Consider the following 17,203-nt stretch of genomic DNA (forward strand, 5'->3'; position numbering starts at 1 on the left):
ACTCCCAATTCGCTCACTCCGGCATCGGAAAGCTCTTCGACAAGCCCGCTAGCACAAAGTCGCAATACAGTGACGGCAAGGAGGGCTTCAACTGCCCATCAAATTCCCGCAACCCTTCGTAATCGCCAGCTGCCGCCCACTCGTAGACGGGCGCGCTGTTCGCTTGCCAAGGCTCCAGGTAAACCACGGGACAATCGAAAATCCGGCTCGCCAAAAGGTTCCTCGCCCAAAGGTAGCCCCAATCGTCGAGGGGGTGAGCATTGCCGCTCTCATAGAGGTAGGCAGGCAGGCCAGTGTGCTCGCGGATCGATTCTACGAGAGCGGAGCCCACCCGCTCTTCCTGCAAGTGGTAACCCTTGAACAAGCGAAGCAATAGCTCCAAGCGCTGATCTGGCGAAGCGAGCTCTCCTTCTAAATAACAGCCGTTGATCAGAACATGAGCGTCGTTCGCTTCGTGCAGCTCAGGATTTTCTGGGTCGGAAAAGCCGCTGGCGTTCAAGTGAATGGCCAGCGCCAAATCCGCTCCGCCCCAATCTTCGATGCGGTCCGCTCTAGCCCGAATTTCCGCTGTTCGATAAAACAATCGTTCCGCTAAAGCCTGCAGCCTCTCGTCTCCCTCCCCGAGTCGTGCTTTCGCCTCTCCCAAAAAATCCTCAACGCGCAAGCCTGTCGTCGGCACTGCGGACTCCCGCGTCAGAAGCACTTCCGCCCCCAAAGCTCGCAAACGATCAGCCAGTCGCTGCGCGATCGCTAACGTCAAATCTCCCTCTTGCACGAGCGGCCCATCGCCGATCTTAAACGAGCGCTCTTCCACCGGTCCCCACTCTCCGCCGATGTGCCCCGGATCGAGAACGATACGCAGTCCCACAAACCCACGAGGAACCTCCAGCTCCTCTCGATCTTTCTGCTCCTCACCCGCGAATCGCAAAAAAAGACGCTCCCCGCCGAGAGCTTCACCCTTCTCGATCCAAACACCGTCGGCCTCCACCTGCATCCACGACCGCCAATCGACGATAGGCGCATAAGTCCGATCCATCGCCTCCTCAAAGAAGCTTCGGCTCGCGGTGCCCTGAAAAGCTTCCAACTCATCCCAATTCCGCTCCGAGTACAGGGCTCGATAGATCGCGTCCGGATCCGCAACCGCCGAAAAAGCGAGCAGGCCATGCAGCCAAAGTAAGGGAAGGAAACGCATGCCGCACTCCATGCAACTCCCAGGCCAAGGTCCACTGATTTGGCGAGAAACTTGCTCCTGCCACAGTCAATGCTGACCTGCCAGATCCATGTCTACTCCCTCGAGCTGAAACAGCCCTGGTCCATCGCCAGCAGACTCGGCCAAAACCAACGCGGTATTTCCGAGCGGACCTGCATCCTCCTCAAACTCTCAGACTCTCTGGGAAACTCTGGACTCGGCGAAGCCGCTCCCGTCTCAACCTACGGCGAAACAGCTCTCAGCACTCTACGCTTCCTCCGCGAGTTCGATTGGACCCGCCTCAGCTTCCACAAACTAGAAAACAGCTTGGAATACTTGCACGCTTGTCTCCCGGAAACAACGCTGCCAAGGCTAGCATCGATCTCGCCCTACACGACGGGGCAGCAAAAGCTGCCGGCCAAGACCTCGTCGCATTCCTAGGCCTTCGCCCAACGCTCGGCAACCCCGTCGCAACCTGTTTCAGCATTGGTCTCGGCAGTCCTGACGAAGTTAAACGGCGAACCGCGGACGCTCTCCGCTTCCCTGCGCTGAAACTCAAGGTCGACGCCCGCTCCTTCGAAGCCTCAATACAAGCCCTTCGAGAGTTCAGCCCCGACAAGCCGCTCCGCATCGACGGAAACGAAACCTGGACCACGCGCGAGCAAGCCCTCGACGCCATCAATACAATCGCTACCTACGGACCCATTGAATTCGTCGAACAACCCATGCCACGAGCCACTTCCCTCGAAGACACGGTCTGGCTCAAGCAACACAGCCCCCTGCAGCTCGTCGCTGACGAGTCCTGCTCGCGACTCGCAGATCTCGACGACTGTTCGCAAGGTTTCCATGGCATCAACGTCAAACTATCGAAGTCTGGCGGCATCGCTCCAGCCCGCCGACTCACGGCCTCCGTCAAAAACCTCGGATTGAAGGTTCAATTCGGTTGCATGATCGAAACCAGCCTCGGGATCGCCGCTGCTTTACAATTGTCATCCCACGCGGATTGGCTTGACCTCGACGGGGCCCTACTCACCCGAAACGATCCCATGCAAGGCGTAGTTGAAAACTCCGGACAGCTTTGCTTCAACCCCAGCGGCGAAATCCTAGGCCTCCGAGTGACGCCGCGCCAAGACTACTGGGCCGAGCTTCCTCCAGCTTCCAAGCCGATCGCTGAGCGCTCCCGCACGCCAACCGCCCATTCTATCTACGGCTCCTCCGTCAATGGCATCCCTCTCGAAGTCCACCTACCCAGCTCAGGCCGATGCGACCTGCTCATCTTCGCCGCCATCCACGGTGAGGAACCCGAAACAACCACCCTGCTTTCCAAAGCACTGCGATCGTTGGATCAAGCCTCGCCTCGCTGCGCGACAGTGCTCTGCGCAAATCCCGATGGCACGCTCCTCGGGACACGCGTCAACGCCAACGGCGTCGAGCTCAACCGCAATTTTCCCGCGAGCAACTGGCAAGCCGAACCGGTAACCACAAAATGGGCACCCAACCATGGCTATGTCTTTCACTCAACCGGATCGCATCCAGCCTCCGAGCCCGAGACCCAGGCCCTCACCCTTCTCGTCGAATCGCTAGCTCCCAAAACGATCATCTCCTTGCACGCGCCGCTAGCGTGCGTAGAGGACCCAGAATACAATCCGCTCGGATACTGGCTTTCCAAACGAACTGGACTGCCACTCGTCGGAAACATCGGCTACCAGACGCCAGGCTCCTTCGGCAGCTGGGCCAAGGAAAAAGGTTGGCACGTAATCACCTACGAGTTGCCTCCGCTTTCCGTATCCGCCCTGCATGACAAGCATCTCGACAACTTGGTAGAACTTCTCCGCTACGGCCTCGATGCCTGCAAACCAAAACTAGTATCCAAAATTTGACATAATCGATTGAGCCCTCCGAATCGAGACGATCGCGGAGGGCTGTTCTATCAATCTAAATCAAATACGAGGATCTTTAGCTCTGGCCTTCGCTACGCCACTTTCGAAGCGTCGAAAAGGCTTGGCCAAGTTCCTCAAGGTCTAGTTCCCAGTTACCATCGGCGTCAAAATTAGCCATAATGAACGTCGCTGCCAGATCGGGCGTTCCTAACATCGGGTCCTCCCCATTCGATTCTAGGCGAGCTCGGAGGACCATCGCCTCCGCTGCATCGCCTTCCTCGACTCTCGAAACCCGTTCCCAAAGCCGGTCTTCGAGCGCCTGCAAGGCCACTTTCAATTCGGCTTCATTGACCAAGTGATCTTGGTTCAAATCCATTCGGGCAAGGAAACCCTCGAACGACTTTTCCGTACTAGGATGGGAGCGAGCGACTGCAGGCGAGGTCGCGAGGAAACTTGAGAGAACAAGAGCAGCGAGAGCGAGTTTGGTTTTCATCCACCCAATTTAACCCACTAAAATTACATGCAAACCGCTACCCCAATTACAAAGCTGTCATATCCAATCACACCTCGAATCGGACGAAAAAAAGGAAGGGGAATCACCCCCTCGCCGCGAAGACAATACCGAAGATATCGCTGGTTAAGCATACTTGCTTCGAGTCTCTGGTTTAATCGAAGCCACTGAACGCCGATACCTAAGACGAAAACGCAAGCCACCCCATTTCGAAAACAATGACCGTCAAGGACTATTCTCTATCGTTTCCCCCCACGACAGCAGCTAGTCTGAACGAACAGCTTGACGCTCTCTTGAGGCTGCACGGCATGCTCGGTTCGGAGTTGTTGGCCCACAGCTTAGACGCCCTCTCGGAGTTCGCATTCGTCACCGGAGAGGATGGAAGAGTAGCTCACGCGAACCCTTCCCTGAAGGACCGAACCGAAACTGAGAAAATTAACCCTCTTAATTGGTTGGAGGAGCGAGTACCCGGAGACCAGCTGCCCAGCACCGGCGCTTCTGGCGTAGTCTGGATGCCCACTCACAACGGACACTCTATCCCAGGATTCATGGTCGTCCGCCCAAGCGGGCAAGGCAGCATCGGGCTCATTCGCAATCTTCCGGCCGAAAAATCGAGTACTGTCAGTCAACCGGGAGCTGACTCAATGGCAGAGCATTGCATCGCCCTCGTAGAAAACGCGTCCGAGGGCCTCGCTTCTATTTCCCAAGAGGGTATTCTGGAGTTTCTCAATCCCGCTTTCGCCGTCGCCCACTCCACTTCTTCCATGCCGTCCCTGGTCGGAACGCCCTGGCTGGACCTGCTGGATGAGGACCAGTCGAAACGCTGGATAAGCGAGATCATTCCATCGATGACCTTCACGGACAGCTGGAGCGGCAGCTTCGCCGGTCGCGATATCTCACTAACCGCCTCTTCCCTAGGAAGTATCCTCGTCTGCTCTCGCGAGCATCAGGAGAACACCTCCAACCAAGCCGACCTCCTGCAAATCAAGCAAGAGACCGAACACCTTTACCAGCAGCTCGACGAGGCTATCGCCAAAGCAAACCAGGCTGCCCTCGAGGCCGAACTCGCCAATCAGGCGAAGAGCGCTTTCCTCGCTTCCATGAGTCACGAGATCCGCACTCCCATGAACGCGGTCATCGGTCTCACCGGAGTGCTCCTCGATACAGAAATCGACGACGACCAACGCGACTACCTCCAGACCATTCGCGCGAGCGGCGACTCCCTGCTCGTCCTCATCAACGACATACTCGATTTCTCTAAGATCGAATCCGACAAGATGGAGCTAGAAAATCGACCCGTCGACCCGCGTTGCTGCGTCGAAGAATCGCTCGAACTACTTGCGGAGAAAGCCTCCAGCAAAGGGCTCGAACTTTGCTACGAAGTGCAAGGCGAGATTCCATTCGGCATCCTAGGAGACGTCACCCGTCTGCGCCAGATTCTCGTCAACCTCGTAGGCAACGCCATCAAGTTCACCGAGATGGGCCAAGTCGAAGTCCTGCTGAGAGCTAAAGAGACCACGGACCTTGACTGCATACTCGAATTCGAGGTGCGAGACTCCGGTATCGGTATTCCCAAAGAAAAGCAGGACCGCCTATTCAAGTCCTTCAGCCAAGTTGACTCTTCAACCACCCGCAAATACGGCGGCACAGGACTCGGACTCGCCATATCCAAGAAACTAACCGAGCTAATGGGTGGGGAAATGAGCGTGCGGAGCGAGAAAGGAAAAGGCTCCTCATTTATCTTCTCAATTCGGGCAGAGAGAACCTCTCCCGTAGTCTACTCGCCAGAGATCGACAACAGGGGATGCTCCCTTATCTCCCAAAAGTCCCTTCTGCTGGTGGCTCCCAACGAGGTCATCCGGGAGTCACTCGCGAGACAGCTCAGAAAATGGGAAGCCACTATCCATAGCTGCGGTTCCATCGATAAAGCACTCTTGCTTGCGGAAGCCCAAGACTTCCAATTGATACTCGTTGACCAACGCTACCCAAAGGTCGAACGAGATAACCTGCTCAATTCCGTTAGCTCGAAAAACCAAAACCCGAGCCTGATCAAAATAACGCCATATGGCAAGAGCACCGATCAGGACTCCAAGTACTCGATCTCAAAGCCCATCAAACCAAGCAACCTGATCGACGTAATTGGAAAGTCGCTACAAACGAACGGAAAAACAAAAAAGGCGAGAAAGGACGCACGAGAAAACTCAGCTTGCAAACTCGGCAAGACTCACCCGCTGCGCATCCTCATGGCCGAGGACAACAAGATCAACCAGAAGGTCGCCAGGCTTGTCCTCAAGCAACTCTCCTATCAAATAGACATCGCGAATGACGGACTTGAAGTCCTCGAAAAACTCGAGAGCAACAACTACGATGTCATACTTATGGACGTACAAATGCCCAACATGGATGGATACGAAGCTACCCGCGAGATTGCCAAACGCTTCCCGGTCGAGCGGTGTCCGTATGTCATCGCGCTTACAGCAAATGCTATGCAGGGCGACCGTGAAAGAGCGATCGCAGCCGGCATGCACGATTACGTAAGTAAACCGATACGCCCAGAAAAGATTGGCACGGCCCTCGAGAAGGCCTATCAACAGGCCAAAACTCAAAGAAGCAACTAGGCTTCTCAAGTACAGAGTACCTGTCGATGCCTTACAGAATCAATTGGAAATCAAGCTACGTCCTTTTCGAATACTTCGGAAAGGTCACCTGCGCGGACATCGTTGAAAGCAATAAAGAAGTCTACGGTGACGAGCGATTCGATGACCTTCGCTGGGAACTTGTTTCTTTCGATGAGGCAGAGTCAGTCGCCTTCAAAGAAAATAGCATTCGCCTCATAGCGTACATGGACCAAGCCGCCGCTCGCAGCAATCCTCACATTACCGTCGCCTTTCAAGGGACGACGAAAATTCTCAAAGAAGTGGAAGTAGCCTACTCGAATACAGGTTCAAAACCGACTTGGCCGGTTGTGCATTTCGAAACCCGCGAGGAAGCCCTAGCTTACCTCACCGAAAGCGAAGAATGCGCCGATAAGCGCCATTGAAAGATGGCCACCTTTCTCTTCTTCCCAAGCAAGGTGTAACCAAAATCCGATTACAAATTCGGCTTCTTCGATTCGTCCGATTTCTCGCACCTTCCTATCTCCTTCAGAAAAGGAAGAGACATGAAAAAGCGCTCCAGCACTTAGACCGGAACGCTTCGAAAATCCTACTTTAAGAGGCTTAACCTAGCGGTTCACTCTTCGAGTGAGCCGTCATCCTGGTACTCCTCGGTATCCTCGCCGCTCCAAGAGCTCGCGTTCTTGGCTTGCTCAGCGACGATACCGGCTCCGATGCCAGCTCCGATGCCGGCAGGTAAAGCCACGATTATACTTTTGTAGGAAAATCCTCCATACCCTTCGGTGACTAAGGCATCGCCATCACGAAAAGTGGCAGAGGCGCTTGGAGCTACAAAACCACCAAACAAGGAATCGATCGCCTTGACGATAGCCGGAGCCATCACAGCCGTATCCGGATTCCGTGACAAAATCGCTTCGAGCTGCTGAGTGTCAAAACCGCTGCTGTAGGCGTAGAAAGCCGCATCCTGGGGGAGCCTCCCCGCTACATTTTTGAAGCCTTCCGTATCGACAAGGCGCCCACTCGCCACACCAAAAGTGCTAACCCACTCCTTGTCCGTGTAGAGGATCAGGTCTTCCGAGCCTGCCGGCGATTCTATAAACAATCCTATCGGGGCTCCTTCCATCAGCATCGAGAGGTCTGCAAAGCGGCCTGCAGCCGTATCCACAAACTGGATTCCCATTTGCGAGAACAGTGGCTCGAGGCGAGGTAACAAGCTGCCAGCGCCTTTTAAGGATGCCCAAACCTTAAACTCAGGCTTATCCGGGTTCTCCAGGCTCTGACTCATCACCACGTCCATGCCTCCCGATAGAGCGGCGACGGCCTCTTGAGCTGTAACATCCGTTCCTGGAATCGGCTGCATCAACCCTTGATCGACCATGCCTTCACCCATCGGTCCCATGACCTGAGCGGCCAAGGCCCTTGCTGTGCTAACAAGTTGGTTAAAATCGATTTTGCCCGAAAAAGCTGAAGTCGCATCGGCAGGGGCAATCTGCGCCGCCCTGAACGGGATTGATTCAAGTCCATAGAGCTTGAACAAGCCCTCTGGGTCCCCTTCCAAGAGTGTTACGGAGCGGTTTCTGTAAAGACCTTCCTCAATCTCGGAAGAGCTTACCCCCATCGAACGAATCGAGCCGAAGCCCATCGTTTCGAACAGGGCGGGAAAATCGAGCGGTATGGGCGGCATGTCCGGTACGACCTGAGCCATGTCTTGATAGATGACGTTCAGCTTCTCGCCTATGGCTTGCCCGTCGCCGTCGAAGTCCATAAAGCCGATGAAATCGCCATCGAGATCAAGATAATCGGACGCCTCCTGAAAGGAGCCTCCTGCAAAAGCGATTGAAGTAGATCCGAGCAGAGCTGCTGCTGCGGAGAGTTTCTTTAAGGTATGAGGATTCATTTGCTAGAGGTATTCACATTAGAGTTAGATGGGTTACAATAAAGGAGGGTCTCCATTCTCTGAATAGCTAACACCGAAAAATCAACCCGGCACTTCCAAATCTTATGCTTCGCTCTTGTATCATTGGCACCGGCCGCATCGCTTCCACCCTCGAAAAAGACCCCTTGAGACCCGCCGGCTGCACGCATGCTGGAACCTACGACGCCTCCGAAGAGGTGCGATTGGTCTCTGGCGCGGATACGGATGACGAAGCTCTAACGCTGTTCGGAGAGGATTGGAACATCTCTAAGGAACACCTTTACCTAGACTACCGAGACCTTCTTCAGAAAGAGCGAATAGACATCGCAAGCATCTGCGCCTACGCCCCGCAGAGGAAGGAGATGGCGCTCGCCGCGCTCGAGTGCGGGATAAAAGGACTCTGGTTGGAAAAAGCCTTGGGCTGCTCCATCGCGGAAGGAGAGGCCATCCAGGCAGCCCTAGAGAACCATAAGGCGACAGCTGTAGTTGACTATCCACGACGGGCAAGAGCCCATTTTCGAAAAATCAAGGAGCTCATCGAAAACCAGACCTACGGGAGGCTGGAATCCGTAACCTGTCATATGACCCATCAGCTCATTCATACAGGTACACACGCTTTCGACATCCTCCGCTACTGGTGCGGCGAAGCTCTTTCAGTCAGCGGCAAGCTTGAGCACGGCTGCGACAGCTCAAACGAAATAAGGGACCAAGGCGGACAGGCTACCATCCAATTTTCGAGCGGTACCGTAGGCTTCGTTTCAGCGTATCGAAAGAAATACTACATTTTCCAATTCGACCTTATCTTTGAAAAGGCACGTATCCTTGTTGGAAACGATATAGAGAAAGTCTACTTGCCCGATGCAAGCAAACTGTACACCGGCTTTAGGGAACTCTTCGAACAACCCAGCTACGAATGGGGGAGCTACTATTCTCGCGGGATGCTGGCGGAGCTTACGCACTCGATGCGGACAGGAGAAGTCCCCTTGTACTCGGTTCCAAATGCAATCGAGGCCCTCCGAATCGCTCTCGCGATATTCGCCTCGCACCTTGAAGGTGGCAAAGCGATAGCCCCACACGAAGTCGATCCACGCTTAAAAATCGAGAGCCACTAGAAATTTGGATACTGGAAGCCGCTGCCCCATACCCGCGGGCAGCGGTCATTTTTTGAACATACCCAGTGAAAATAATAAATCCTATCCGGACCTATGCTTTCGCTAGAAATTGAAGGTGTACCGGAGGGTGATTGGCAGGTAATCTAGATCGCCTTCGTCGTTGAGCGCGCCTAGAGCCAGCACATCGAGAACGCTGTCATCATCGTCCATGGCCTCCTGAGAGTAGTACCCAGTCTCTAGACTGAGCGTGCCGCTGTCCGAGATTCGGTACTCGAGGCCCACACCGACACCGTAGCTGAAGACCGTGCCCCCATCGTAGAAGGGAGCGTTGGTCAGGGCTTCTTGGTACGGGTCCACGAACGTGACTCCAGGGACCGAAAACGAAGCGGTTATCTCGTCTACGTCCTTGATACCAAGTTGAGCGGAGACAAACGGCTGCCAATTGCTTTCGGAAGAGAAGTGGTAGCGGACGCCGCCGTAGATACCGATGTCGTCGTAGTCGCTGAAACGACCGTTCAGCGGGAGATCATCGCCCACAGTGCCAACCCGCAGGATTCCTTCGTCAGACTGCAGCTGGCTCAACCCCATAAAAAACGACAGATTTTCGTTCCGTCGGTAGGCTGCCTCGAAGCCTAGCTCCATGAACCCGCCGTAGACGTCGTCGAAGCTCTTGGCGTCGACCTCGACTGGCAAGCTGCCGGGGTCGAGAGCGAGAAGTATCGACCCATCGAAATCAGGTCCGCGATGTACGTCTCCACTCACGGCATTCGCTACTCCCCCTTTTATCGAGAACGACCACTCCCCTTCAGCTTTTAAATTAGGGGTCAGCATTAGCAGCACAGCAGTTGAGAGGACAGTAAACTTTCTTGAATTCATTTCGAACAATATTTTTAGGTTATAATTTTCTAAGGCCGCTTCAATCAATGGAACATACCTTTCATGAACTATCTTTGAATACGATTTAACCGATTTATTGAATTCATCTTGAGTTCGATTGTGAGCCGATCGAATCTCGGAAGGTTCTGAGGAGGCTTGGAAAGCCTAATCAGTGGGGTTTCCAACAGAATCTAACATTAGACTTTTCTTGCAATTCTAACGTTAGACTCCACGTTCATCCTCTCCCCCGTAACGCCAATGAACAGACGTATAACCCTAGCAGACATAGCCAAGCGTGCTGGCTACCACCCCACTACCATCTCCATGGCTCTCCGGAATCATCCGCGTTTGCCAGAGGCTACTACTAAGAAAATCCAAGCGCTCGCAAAGGAGATGGGCTACCAACCCGACCCTGCGCTCGGAGCGCTTGTCGCCTATCGCCGCAATGCCTCACCCAAGCAACAGGCCGCCCCACTCGCCTACGTAACAAACTGGGATACGGAATGGGGTTGGAAATCAACCCGCACCCACCTGAGCTTCTACGAGGGAGCGACTAACCGAGCGACAGAACTCGGCTACAAGATCGATCACTTTTGGCTAGGCCAGCCGGGCGTCAGCCACGAGCGTACGAACGAAATTTTGCTCAACCGCGGCATCCGTGGGCTGATCATAGCCTCCCACATGCCGGGCTCCGACGAAGAACCTAATCTCGACTGGTCCCGATTCAGCTCCGTCAAAATCGACTTCGTCCCCACCCAACTTCACGTACATACTATTTCCAACGACCAGCGAGCCATCGTACAACTCGCCTTCTGCAAAGCACTTAACGCGGGTTACAAGCGAATTGGCTTCGTCCTTCCGCATTGGTACGACTCCTATGTCAACCACGCTTGGTCTGCCGGTTTCCTCGCAAGCCAACTACAAATTCCTGAGGAGGATCGCATTCCGCTCAAGTTCTTCCATACCGCTCCAGGCGCCAATTCAGGCGTACCGGTCACAGAGTTCGAACAATGGCGCCTCAAGCACCAGCCTGAAGTGATCATCAGCTATTCCGAATTCGTGAGGCCAGCATTCGAGATGTTGCAAATCCAAACTCCAGACGACTTCGCTTATATCGACATCTGCCCCGAAACCAAAGACGGAGACCACGCGGGCGTATTCAATAATTGCACACGCGTTGGAGAACTTGCAGTCGAAATCTTGGCAGGCCAATTGCAGCAAAACCAAATCGGCCTACCCGATTACCCAACTGTCACAAAAGTCGAAGGAACTTGGATCGAAGGCGAGTCTCTACCCAAAGTAGAGTTATCAAACGTTTCCAAAACCATAACTAGATAGGCAGATCAGACTTCGCGACAGAGGTACGTCTGGTTGGAAAATGCCTCTAGATCCGATGAGAGAAATATTTCTAACCTTCCTCCGACTGGGATGCTACGCATTCGGCGGGCCGACCGCGCACATGGGCTATTTCCATGAGGAGTTCGTCAAAAGACGCAAGTGGTTGAGCGAGGCCGACTTCGCGGATACAGTCGCGCTTTGCCAATTCCTGCCGGGCCCTTCCAGTTCACAGGCCGGATTCGCCATCGGCTTGGATCGCGGCGGGATTCTGGGAGCGTTCCTCGCATGGATCGGTTTTACGCTGCCTTCCGCTGTTCTCATGATCGCTTTCGCCCTTGGGCTAGAATACGCGGGCGACCTGTCGCAAGCGGGTTGGGTCGCCGGACTTAAACTGGTAGCTGTCGCCGTGGTCGCCAACGCGGCTTGGAGCATGGCCAAGTCCCTTTGCCCCGATCGATTACGGGCAACCATCGCGGCTCTAGAAACGCTCGGACTTCTCCTCACCTCCGACCCGCTTGCCCAACTGGTCGGAATCCTTCTCGGCGGCGCCGCTGGATTCCTTCTCTACCGAGGGCAAGACCATACCAGCGCGGTGAGGCCAACCAGCCAAAGCGGCAGCCAGATCGCTGGCAGCGTCTACCTCGCTCTCTTCTTCCTGCTCCTCGCCGGACTTCCGATCGCCGCACAACTGCTTCCCGAAAACGAAACCATCGAAACCGGGGACGCCTTTTACCGCGCCGGATCCCTCGTGTTTGGCGGCGGTCACGTGGTATTGCCCTTGCTCGACAGCTACACCGTGCAGTGCGGCTGGATCGACGAATCGTCATTTCTCGCTGGATACGGAGCTGCGCAAGCCTTACCTGGCCCCCTCTTCGCGTTTTCAAGCTTTCTAGGCACCGGTATAGACCACGGGCCGCGCGGCGTCTCCGGAGGTGTCTACGCTCTCGTCATGATCTACCTGCCTGCCTGGCTGCTCGTACTAGGGGCAATTCCGTTCTGGGATCGGCTTCGAAAAATCAATGCTGCCCGAGCTGCCTTACTTGGAGCAAACGCAGCCGTAGTCGGCCTACTGTTCGCTGCCCTCTACGATCCCATCTGGCAAAGCTCCATCACGAGCAACCTCAGCTTCGGCTTCGCTCTCACAGCCTTCTTCTTGCTCAAATTCTGGAAAATTCCGCCTTGGCTCATCGCTGCCCTAGGCGCCGGGCTAGGCCAGATTCTCCTGTAGCGATCCAATCCTCGGACCGAACAAAGCGCAACCTGCCCCCTGCAAGGTGCAATCGATTGCGGAACGTAGGCACCCGTTTCAAGGCTGGCGCGCTATTTGCGGGTTCAAACGGGCTCGCTGGCGATGAAGCTCCCCAAGGTGGAGGCCAGCACCGACCAGAAACACTTAACCCCCGAAACGCCATGAAGTGCATGAGAACCGCAGCTTCACTGCGATGGCTCTCTGCCGCCATCGCTACTTTCATTGCCTCCCAGCTCCACGCAGCGAGCGGAGAGCAAGAACCCCTACCCGACACCGAAATAACACGTGCCGTCGAAGAGGAAATCCTTTTTGACGACGCCGTGCCTTACAATGACATCGACGTCTTCACTGTCGGAGGTGTCGTAAGCTTAGAGGGCGAAACCGAAAGCGCCTTGGCCAAGCAAAGAGCCACGCTACTAGCCGAGACCGTCCGCGGCGTCAGAGCAGTCACAAATCGGATCAACGTCATAAGAGACGCGGCCCTCACGCCCGAGCGAATCGAGTCCTCTGTAAAAGACGCACTGTTGTACGACCCCGTCGCCGATGCCTACGAAATCCTTGTCACGGCTGAGAAAGACGGATCAGTTGAGCTGACAGGGAACGTTGACTCATGGCACGAAAGCCAACTCGCAGAACAAGTAGCTCTGGGAGTAAAAGGCGTCACCAGTGTAGAAAATAACATCGTAATTGCCTACAAGCTCGAACGGCCCGATGCTGAAGTGGAACGTGAGATCGAAAGCATGCTAGCCTGGAACACTCTCGTGGACGAAGCGCTCATAGATGTATCCGTCATCGACGAAGTAGCTCACCTGAGCGGCGTGGTCGGGAGCAGCGCGGAGAAACGACAAGCTAAATCAATTGCCTGGGTAGGCGGTATCGACCAAGTTGATACAAGCGAGCTTCGCGTCGAGAGCTGGTTCAAAGACAGCGATCTTCGCGAAAGGAAGTCTGTCAATAATAGCGACTCCGACATAGCGGAAGCAATCGACCACGCCATGGCCTACGACCCGCGTGTCATCAGTGCAAAAGTGAATCCGATGGTCAACGACGCTTGGGTCACCCTTCGCGGCGCCGTGGATAATGTCCTCTCCAAGGAAGCAGCGGAATCCATAGCCCGGAACACTCTGGGTGTGACGGGAGTGAACAACATGATCAAGATCCGCTCCAGCGATCCCGTCGATAGCGAAATCCTCGCCAAAGTCGTTGACGCAAAGCTTGACCGGGACCCATGGGTCTCCACCGGAAGCGTGGAAGCGACAGCGAAGAACGGCGTCGTGCGTCTCACAGGCATCGTCGATACCATTTTCGAGAAGGCCCGAGCGGAAACGCTCGCCCAGTCCGCCCGCGGCACGAAAGAAATCAAGAACTACGTCAAAGTCATGGATCAGGACTCTGTCGTAGTTTACGATCCATACCTTTGGGGATATGCGCCCACGCCATGGAGCTACTACGATCAGACCAGCACTCCGAGAACGGACATCTTCGCGAGCTCCACAGATGACAAGCGAACTGCTAAGGAAATCGCTGATGAAATCTACTGGAGTCCCTACGTGTCGCTCGAAGATGTCACGATCGCCGTGAATGACGGAGTTGCTACCCTCGTAGGCGAAGTAGAAACACAAAAGGAGAAAGACGCCGCCACCGAGAACGCTATCGAGGGCGGAGCTCGATCCGTCATAAACCAAATCGTAGTTAGCGGATAACTACAGAAAACTGTCAGTGACCTACTTCTACTTCTAACAGTACCCATTAAACTCGCCCCTGCGCAACCGCGCTGGGGCGATTAATGTATCGCGAAAATGCCGTCCGATCTTACGCTTAGCGGAGCCTCATCCTCCGGACGATTCAGTCCATCAGTCCTTACTCGCTGAGCTCTCACTGAATAAGAAACACAAAACGCTCATTTGATAACCAACCAATCTTTGATACAATACCGAAACCTATGACAGTCAGCCATGAAAGCCCCACCCGAACCGACACCGACTCGCTCGGCCCCGTCGAAGTCCCCAGCGAATCCCTCTGGGGAGCGTCCACCCAACGTGCCCTCAACACCTTTCCGGAATCGTCCACCCCGCTGCCTAGGTCATTCATCCACAGCCTAGGCCTCGTCAAAAAAGCCTGTGCTGCAGCCAATGCAGAGCTCGGCAAGATCTCGCTCGAAAATAGCGAGCTCATCCAGCAGGTGACAAAAGAAATCGCCGCTGGGAAACTCGATTCCCACTTTCCCGTCAGCGTTTTTCAAACCGGTTCCGGCACCTCATCCAACATGAATGCCAACGAAGTCATCGCCAACCGCTGCTCTCAGCTCAGTGGCAAGAAGCTCGGAAGCAAAGACCCAATCCACCCCAACGACCACGCCAATCTAGGGCAATCCTCCAACGACGTAATCCCTACGACCCTTCACCTAAGTCTTGCCCTCGCCCTCAAGAACGATCTTCGCCCCGCCCTCTCTAAGCTAAGAAAAGAGTTAGCCAAAAAATCTGAGAACTGGAGCGACACCATCAAATTAGGGCGTACCCACCTTATGGATGCCGTCCCGATCACGATCGGCCAAGAGTTCGGAGCATTCGCCCGACAAATAGAAAAATCGATCCAACGAGCTGATCGCGGTATCGACCTTCTCGGAGAACTTGCCATCGGCGGAACGGCAGTCGGATCCGGACTCAATACCCATCCGCAATTCGGAACACTCGTATGCCGTATCCTATCAACGGATACCGCTATCAATTTTCGAGAGGCAATCAATCACTTCGAAGCCCAATCCAGCCGGGACGACGCAGTCGAGCTCGCCGGCATCCTTTGCGCCATCGCGACGGCATTGAGCAAAGTCTCCAACGACATCCGACTCCTCGGGACCGGACCGCGAGCCGGACTCGGCGAACTACAGCTTCCTGAGACCCAGCCCGGCTCCTCCATCATGCCAGGGAAGGTCAATCCCGTGCTCTGCGAATCACTAGTGCAATCCTGCCACAGCGCCATCGGTCACTGCCAAACCGCCATTCGTTGTGGCCAGGACGGGCACTTGCAGCTCAACGCCACCTTACCCCTTCTCGCCTCCAGCCTCCACCAAGCCATCGAGGCATTGGCAAGAGGTTGCCAATCCTTTACCCAGCACTGCGTCGAAGGACTCCAAGCCAACACCGAGCGCTGCCAAAACTACGCGAAAAACGCGCTCGGCCTCGCTACGGCGCTAAACCCAAAAGTTGGATACGACTCCGCAACAAAAGCTGCCCAGCTAGCCCACAAAAACAATACCTCGATCCACGAAGCCGCCCGCGAGCTCAAACTGCTCGACGCAGAACAGCTTGAGGAGACGCTCGACCCCAAGAGCCTCGCCCTGCCACACTCTGCTAAGAGGGAGCTGGAATAGGACGTTTTTCAAAAGCTATTCTCGCTCAGACGAGACAACGTCGAACTCAAACAAACCCTAGGACTCCGCCTCCGCAACGCGGTGGCGCACGATCGCCACCGAGCGCGGAAAAACGACATCGCACAGATCAAATGAACGGTCGACTAAAGCCGGCGGTAGAGCCTCTTCCGAAAGCGCTACAGAACGTATCAGAATATTTCCTACTGTATAGTCGTCCAGCACGCCCACCGTTTCGTGGAGCTCACCCTTTGAGACCGACTCCAAAACCACCAGAGACCCCCGATACGCTTCGAACACCGGCTCGTATGCATGCGGCAAGACCTTTAGTAAACTCTGCCCTAACTCCGTGGCATGCTTGTCCGATCCGCCCACTTGCTTCATCGCCTCGCTTCGTTGCTTCACGACGCCCACCAACAAGCCTACCGATTGGCTGAAAGCATCCTTCAGCATCCCGTAAAGATTGCGCAGCGAGCGCCCTATCCGATCGAAGAGGCCACAGCACCTTAGATCCGCGATTTCGTCTTCCCAATTCTTCCGAGCATCCGAACCCACAAGCGGAGCCGGACGATAGATTCTGTCGATCTCCGCGATCTTCTTATCATAAAAGACATAGCTAGCCTTGTGCCGCCCCAAGCCCATCGGCTGAGGCGTGTCGTAAACGAGCTCCAAGCACGTCGGAAACACCCGCAAACCACCCCAAATGAACTGCCCGTCCTTCATCTTGATGAGCACAAAGTCCCCATCGAAAGCCTTCAAGCACCCGTCTTTGCGATGCCGCTCGATCACGATCCCGACGATCGCGCTTAAAAACAGCAACCCAATCGGTGCCCAAATCAAAACAGTCGGCGACAATTCCATGATTCCTGCACAAATCACTTTAATCACGAAAACCAAGCCAAAAGAACCGGCTCATCGCCCTGCCACAACCGCTGTGTGAAAAACACAGGACAACCCCATCGCAGCTCATAAGGGCGAAAAGAGTGAAAGCCTTCTCAACACTTGTATCTGCTGCGTTCCTTCCCCCGTTCCCTAAGATCCACAACGGGAGCGACCGCCTTTTCAGCGTCGCGAGAGGGAGCAAACGAAAAAGCCTACCCGAACAGGGTAGGCTTGAGAGCATCGGGCGCTTCCCTCGGAAGCGTTCCGGA

14 protein-coding genes are annotated in these 17,203 nt (G+C 54.9%); 9 read left to right on the top strand and 5 right to left on the bottom strand.

Going from position 1 to position 17,203, the window contains the following annotated elements; translation table 11 throughout:
* Positions 1–13: 13 nt before the first annotated feature.
* Positions 14–1,192, bottom strand: coding sequence for an N-acetylmuramoyl-L-alanine amidase (locus QEH53_RS16170; RefSeq protein WP_309024256.1), 1,179 nt, complete (start codon positions 1,190–1,192; stop codon positions 14–16).
* A gap of 69 nt (positions 1,193–1,261) precedes the next feature.
* Here QEH53_RS16170 and QEH53_RS16175 point away from each other — a divergent pair, with 69 nt between their 5' ends.
* On the top strand, positions 1,262–1,630 hold the full coding sequence (locus QEH53_RS16175; protein ID WP_309024257.1) for a hypothetical protein: 369 nt from the start codon (positions 1,262–1,264) through the stop codon (positions 1,628–1,630).
* On the top strand, positions 1,534–3,069 hold the full coding sequence (gene mpaA, locus QEH53_RS16180; protein WP_309024258.1) for a murein tripeptide amidase MpaA: 1,536 nt from the start codon (positions 1,534–1,536) through the stop codon (positions 3,067–3,069). The genes QEH53_RS16175 and mpaA overlap by 97 nt, the downstream gene beginning before the upstream one ends.
* Before the next feature lie 76 nt (positions 3,070–3,145).
* Here mpaA and QEH53_RS16185 read toward each other — a convergent pair whose 3' ends face one another.
* Complete coding sequence (locus tag QEH53_RS16185) at positions 3,146–3,562, bottom strand: hypothetical protein (protein ID WP_309024259.1); 417 nt, start codon at positions 3,560–3,562, stop codon at positions 3,146–3,148.
* Positions 3,563–3,798: 236 nt separating this feature from the next.
* Here QEH53_RS16185 and QEH53_RS16190 point away from each other — a divergent pair, with 236 nt between their 5' ends.
* Both QEH53_RS16190 and QEH53_RS16195 read left to right on the top strand, forming a co-directional pair.
* The gene (locus QEH53_RS16190) at positions 3,799–6,198 is read left to right on the top strand and encodes a response regulator (RefSeq protein WP_309024260.1); all 2,400 of its coding nucleotides are present in this window, start codon (positions 3,799–3,801) and stop codon (positions 6,196–6,198) included.
* Positions 6,199–6,224: 26 nt separating this feature from the next.
* Complete coding sequence (locus QEH53_RS16195) at positions 6,225–6,620, top strand: hypothetical protein (RefSeq protein WP_309024261.1); 396 nt, start codon at positions 6,225–6,227, stop codon at positions 6,618–6,620.
* Between the two features lie 191 nt (positions 6,621–6,811).
* On the opposite strand, the gene QEH53_RS16200 is transcribed toward QEH53_RS16195, so the two are convergent.
* Positions 6,812–8,092: a hypothetical protein gene (locus tag QEH53_RS16200; RefSeq protein ID WP_309024262.1), complete on the bottom strand. Its 1,281-nt coding sequence runs from the start codon at positions 8,090–8,092 to the stop codon at positions 6,812–6,814.
* Between the two features lie 104 nt (positions 8,093–8,196).
* Here QEH53_RS16200 and QEH53_RS16205 point away from each other — a divergent pair, with 104 nt between their 5' ends.
* A complete protein-coding gene (locus QEH53_RS16205; protein WP_309024263.1) occupies positions 8,197–9,222 on the top strand; it encodes a Gfo/Idh/MocA family oxidoreductase in 1,026 nt (341 codons plus the stop codon).
* A gap of 102 nt (positions 9,223–9,324) precedes the next feature.
* Here QEH53_RS16205 and QEH53_RS16210 read toward each other — a convergent pair whose 3' ends face one another.
* Positions 9,325–10,098 (bottom strand): outer membrane beta-barrel protein, encoded by a 774-nt coding sequence (locus QEH53_RS16210; protein ID WP_309024264.1) that lies wholly within the window; start codon positions 10,096–10,098, stop codon positions 9,325–9,327.
* 258 nt (positions 10,099–10,356) lie between these two features.
* Here QEH53_RS16210 and QEH53_RS16215 point away from each other — a divergent pair, with 258 nt between their 5' ends.
* The 4 genes from QEH53_RS16215 to QEH53_RS16230 all read left to right on the top strand — a co-directional run bounded on the left by QEH53_RS16215 (position 10,357) and on the right by QEH53_RS16230 (position 16,055).
* Positions 10,357–11,436 carry a LacI family DNA-binding transcriptional regulator gene (locus QEH53_RS16215; RefSeq protein ID WP_309024265.1) on the top strand — a complete coding sequence of 360 codons (1,080 nt, stop codon included), beginning with the start codon at positions 10,357–10,359 and terminating at the stop codon, positions 11,434–11,436.
* A 55-nt stretch (positions 11,437–11,491) separates the two neighbouring features.
* Positions 11,492–12,664, top strand: coding sequence for a chromate efflux transporter (gene chrA / locus QEH53_RS16220; RefSeq protein WP_309024266.1), 1,173 nt, complete (start codon positions 11,492–11,494; stop codon positions 12,662–12,664).
* A gap of 182 nt (positions 12,665–12,846) precedes the next feature.
* A complete protein-coding gene (locus tag QEH53_RS16225; RefSeq protein ID WP_309024267.1) occupies positions 12,847–14,388 on the top strand; it encodes a BON domain-containing protein in 1,542 nt (513 codons plus the stop codon).
* 239 nt (positions 14,389–14,627) lie between these two features.
* Entirely contained in the window at positions 14,628–16,055 is a 1,428-nt protein-coding gene (locus QEH53_RS16230) for a class II fumarate hydratase (RefSeq protein ID WP_309024268.1), read from the top strand.
* 57 nt (positions 16,056–16,112) lie between these two features.
* On the opposite strand, the gene QEH53_RS16235 is transcribed toward QEH53_RS16230, so the two are convergent.
* Positions 16,113–16,913: a hypothetical protein gene (locus tag QEH53_RS16235; protein ID WP_309024269.1), complete on the bottom strand. Its 801-nt coding sequence runs from the start codon at positions 16,911–16,913 to the stop codon at positions 16,113–16,115.
* Positions 16,914–17,203 lie beyond the last annotated feature (290 nt).

The organism is Pelagicoccus sp. SDUM812002, assembly GCF_031127835.1.
GTDB lineage: Bacteria > Verrucomicrobiota > Verrucomicrobiia > Opitutales > Opitutaceae > Pelagicoccus.

Bases quoted from the DNA above. Each gene is read 5' to 3' on its own strand.
- QEH53_RS16170 (WP_309024256.1), bottom strand. From the start codon at position 1,192: ATGCGTTTCCTTCCCTTACTTTGGCTGCATGGCCTGCTCGCTTTTTCG.
- QEH53_RS16175 (WP_309024257.1), top strand. From the start codon at position 1,262: ATGCTGACCTGCCAGATCCATGTCTACTCCCTCGAGCTGAAACAGCCC.
- QEH53_RS16185 (WP_309024259.1), bottom strand. From the start codon at position 3,562: ATGAAAACCAAACTCGCTCTCGCTGCTCTTGTTCTCTCAAGTTTCCTC.
- QEH53_RS16190 (WP_309024260.1), top strand. From the start codon at position 3,799: ATGACCGTCAAGGACTATTCTCTATCGTTTCCCCCCACGACAGCAGCT.
- QEH53_RS16195 (WP_309024261.1), top strand. From the start codon at position 6,225: ATGCCTTACAGAATCAATTGGAAATCAAGCTACGTCCTTTTCGAATAC.
- QEH53_RS16200 (WP_309024262.1), bottom strand. From the start codon at position 8,092: ATGAATCCTCATACCTTAAAGAAACTCTCCGCAGCAGCAGCTCTGCTC.
- QEH53_RS16205 (WP_309024263.1), top strand. From the start codon at position 8,197: ATGCTTCGCTCTTGTATCATTGGCACCGGCCGCATCGCTTCCACCCTC.
- QEH53_RS16210 (WP_309024264.1), bottom strand. From the start codon at position 10,098: ATGAATTCAAGAAAGTTTACTGTCCTCTCAACTGCTGTGCTGCTAATG.
- QEH53_RS16215 (WP_309024265.1), top strand. From the start codon at position 10,357: ATGAACAGACGTATAACCCTAGCAGACATAGCCAAGCGTGCTGGCTAC.
- chrA (WP_309024266.1), top strand. From the start codon at position 11,492: ATGAGAGAAATATTTCTAACCTTCCTCCGACTGGGATGCTACGCATTC.
- QEH53_RS16225 (WP_309024267.1), top strand. From the start codon at position 12,847: ATGAAGTGCATGAGAACCGCAGCTTCACTGCGATGGCTCTCTGCCGCC.
- QEH53_RS16230 (WP_309024268.1), top strand. From the start codon at position 14,628: ATGACAGTCAGCCATGAAAGCCCCACCCGAACCGACACCGACTCGCTC.
- QEH53_RS16235 (WP_309024269.1), bottom strand. From the start codon at position 16,913: ATGGAATTGTCGCCGACTGTTTTGATTTGGGCACCGATTGGGTTGCTG.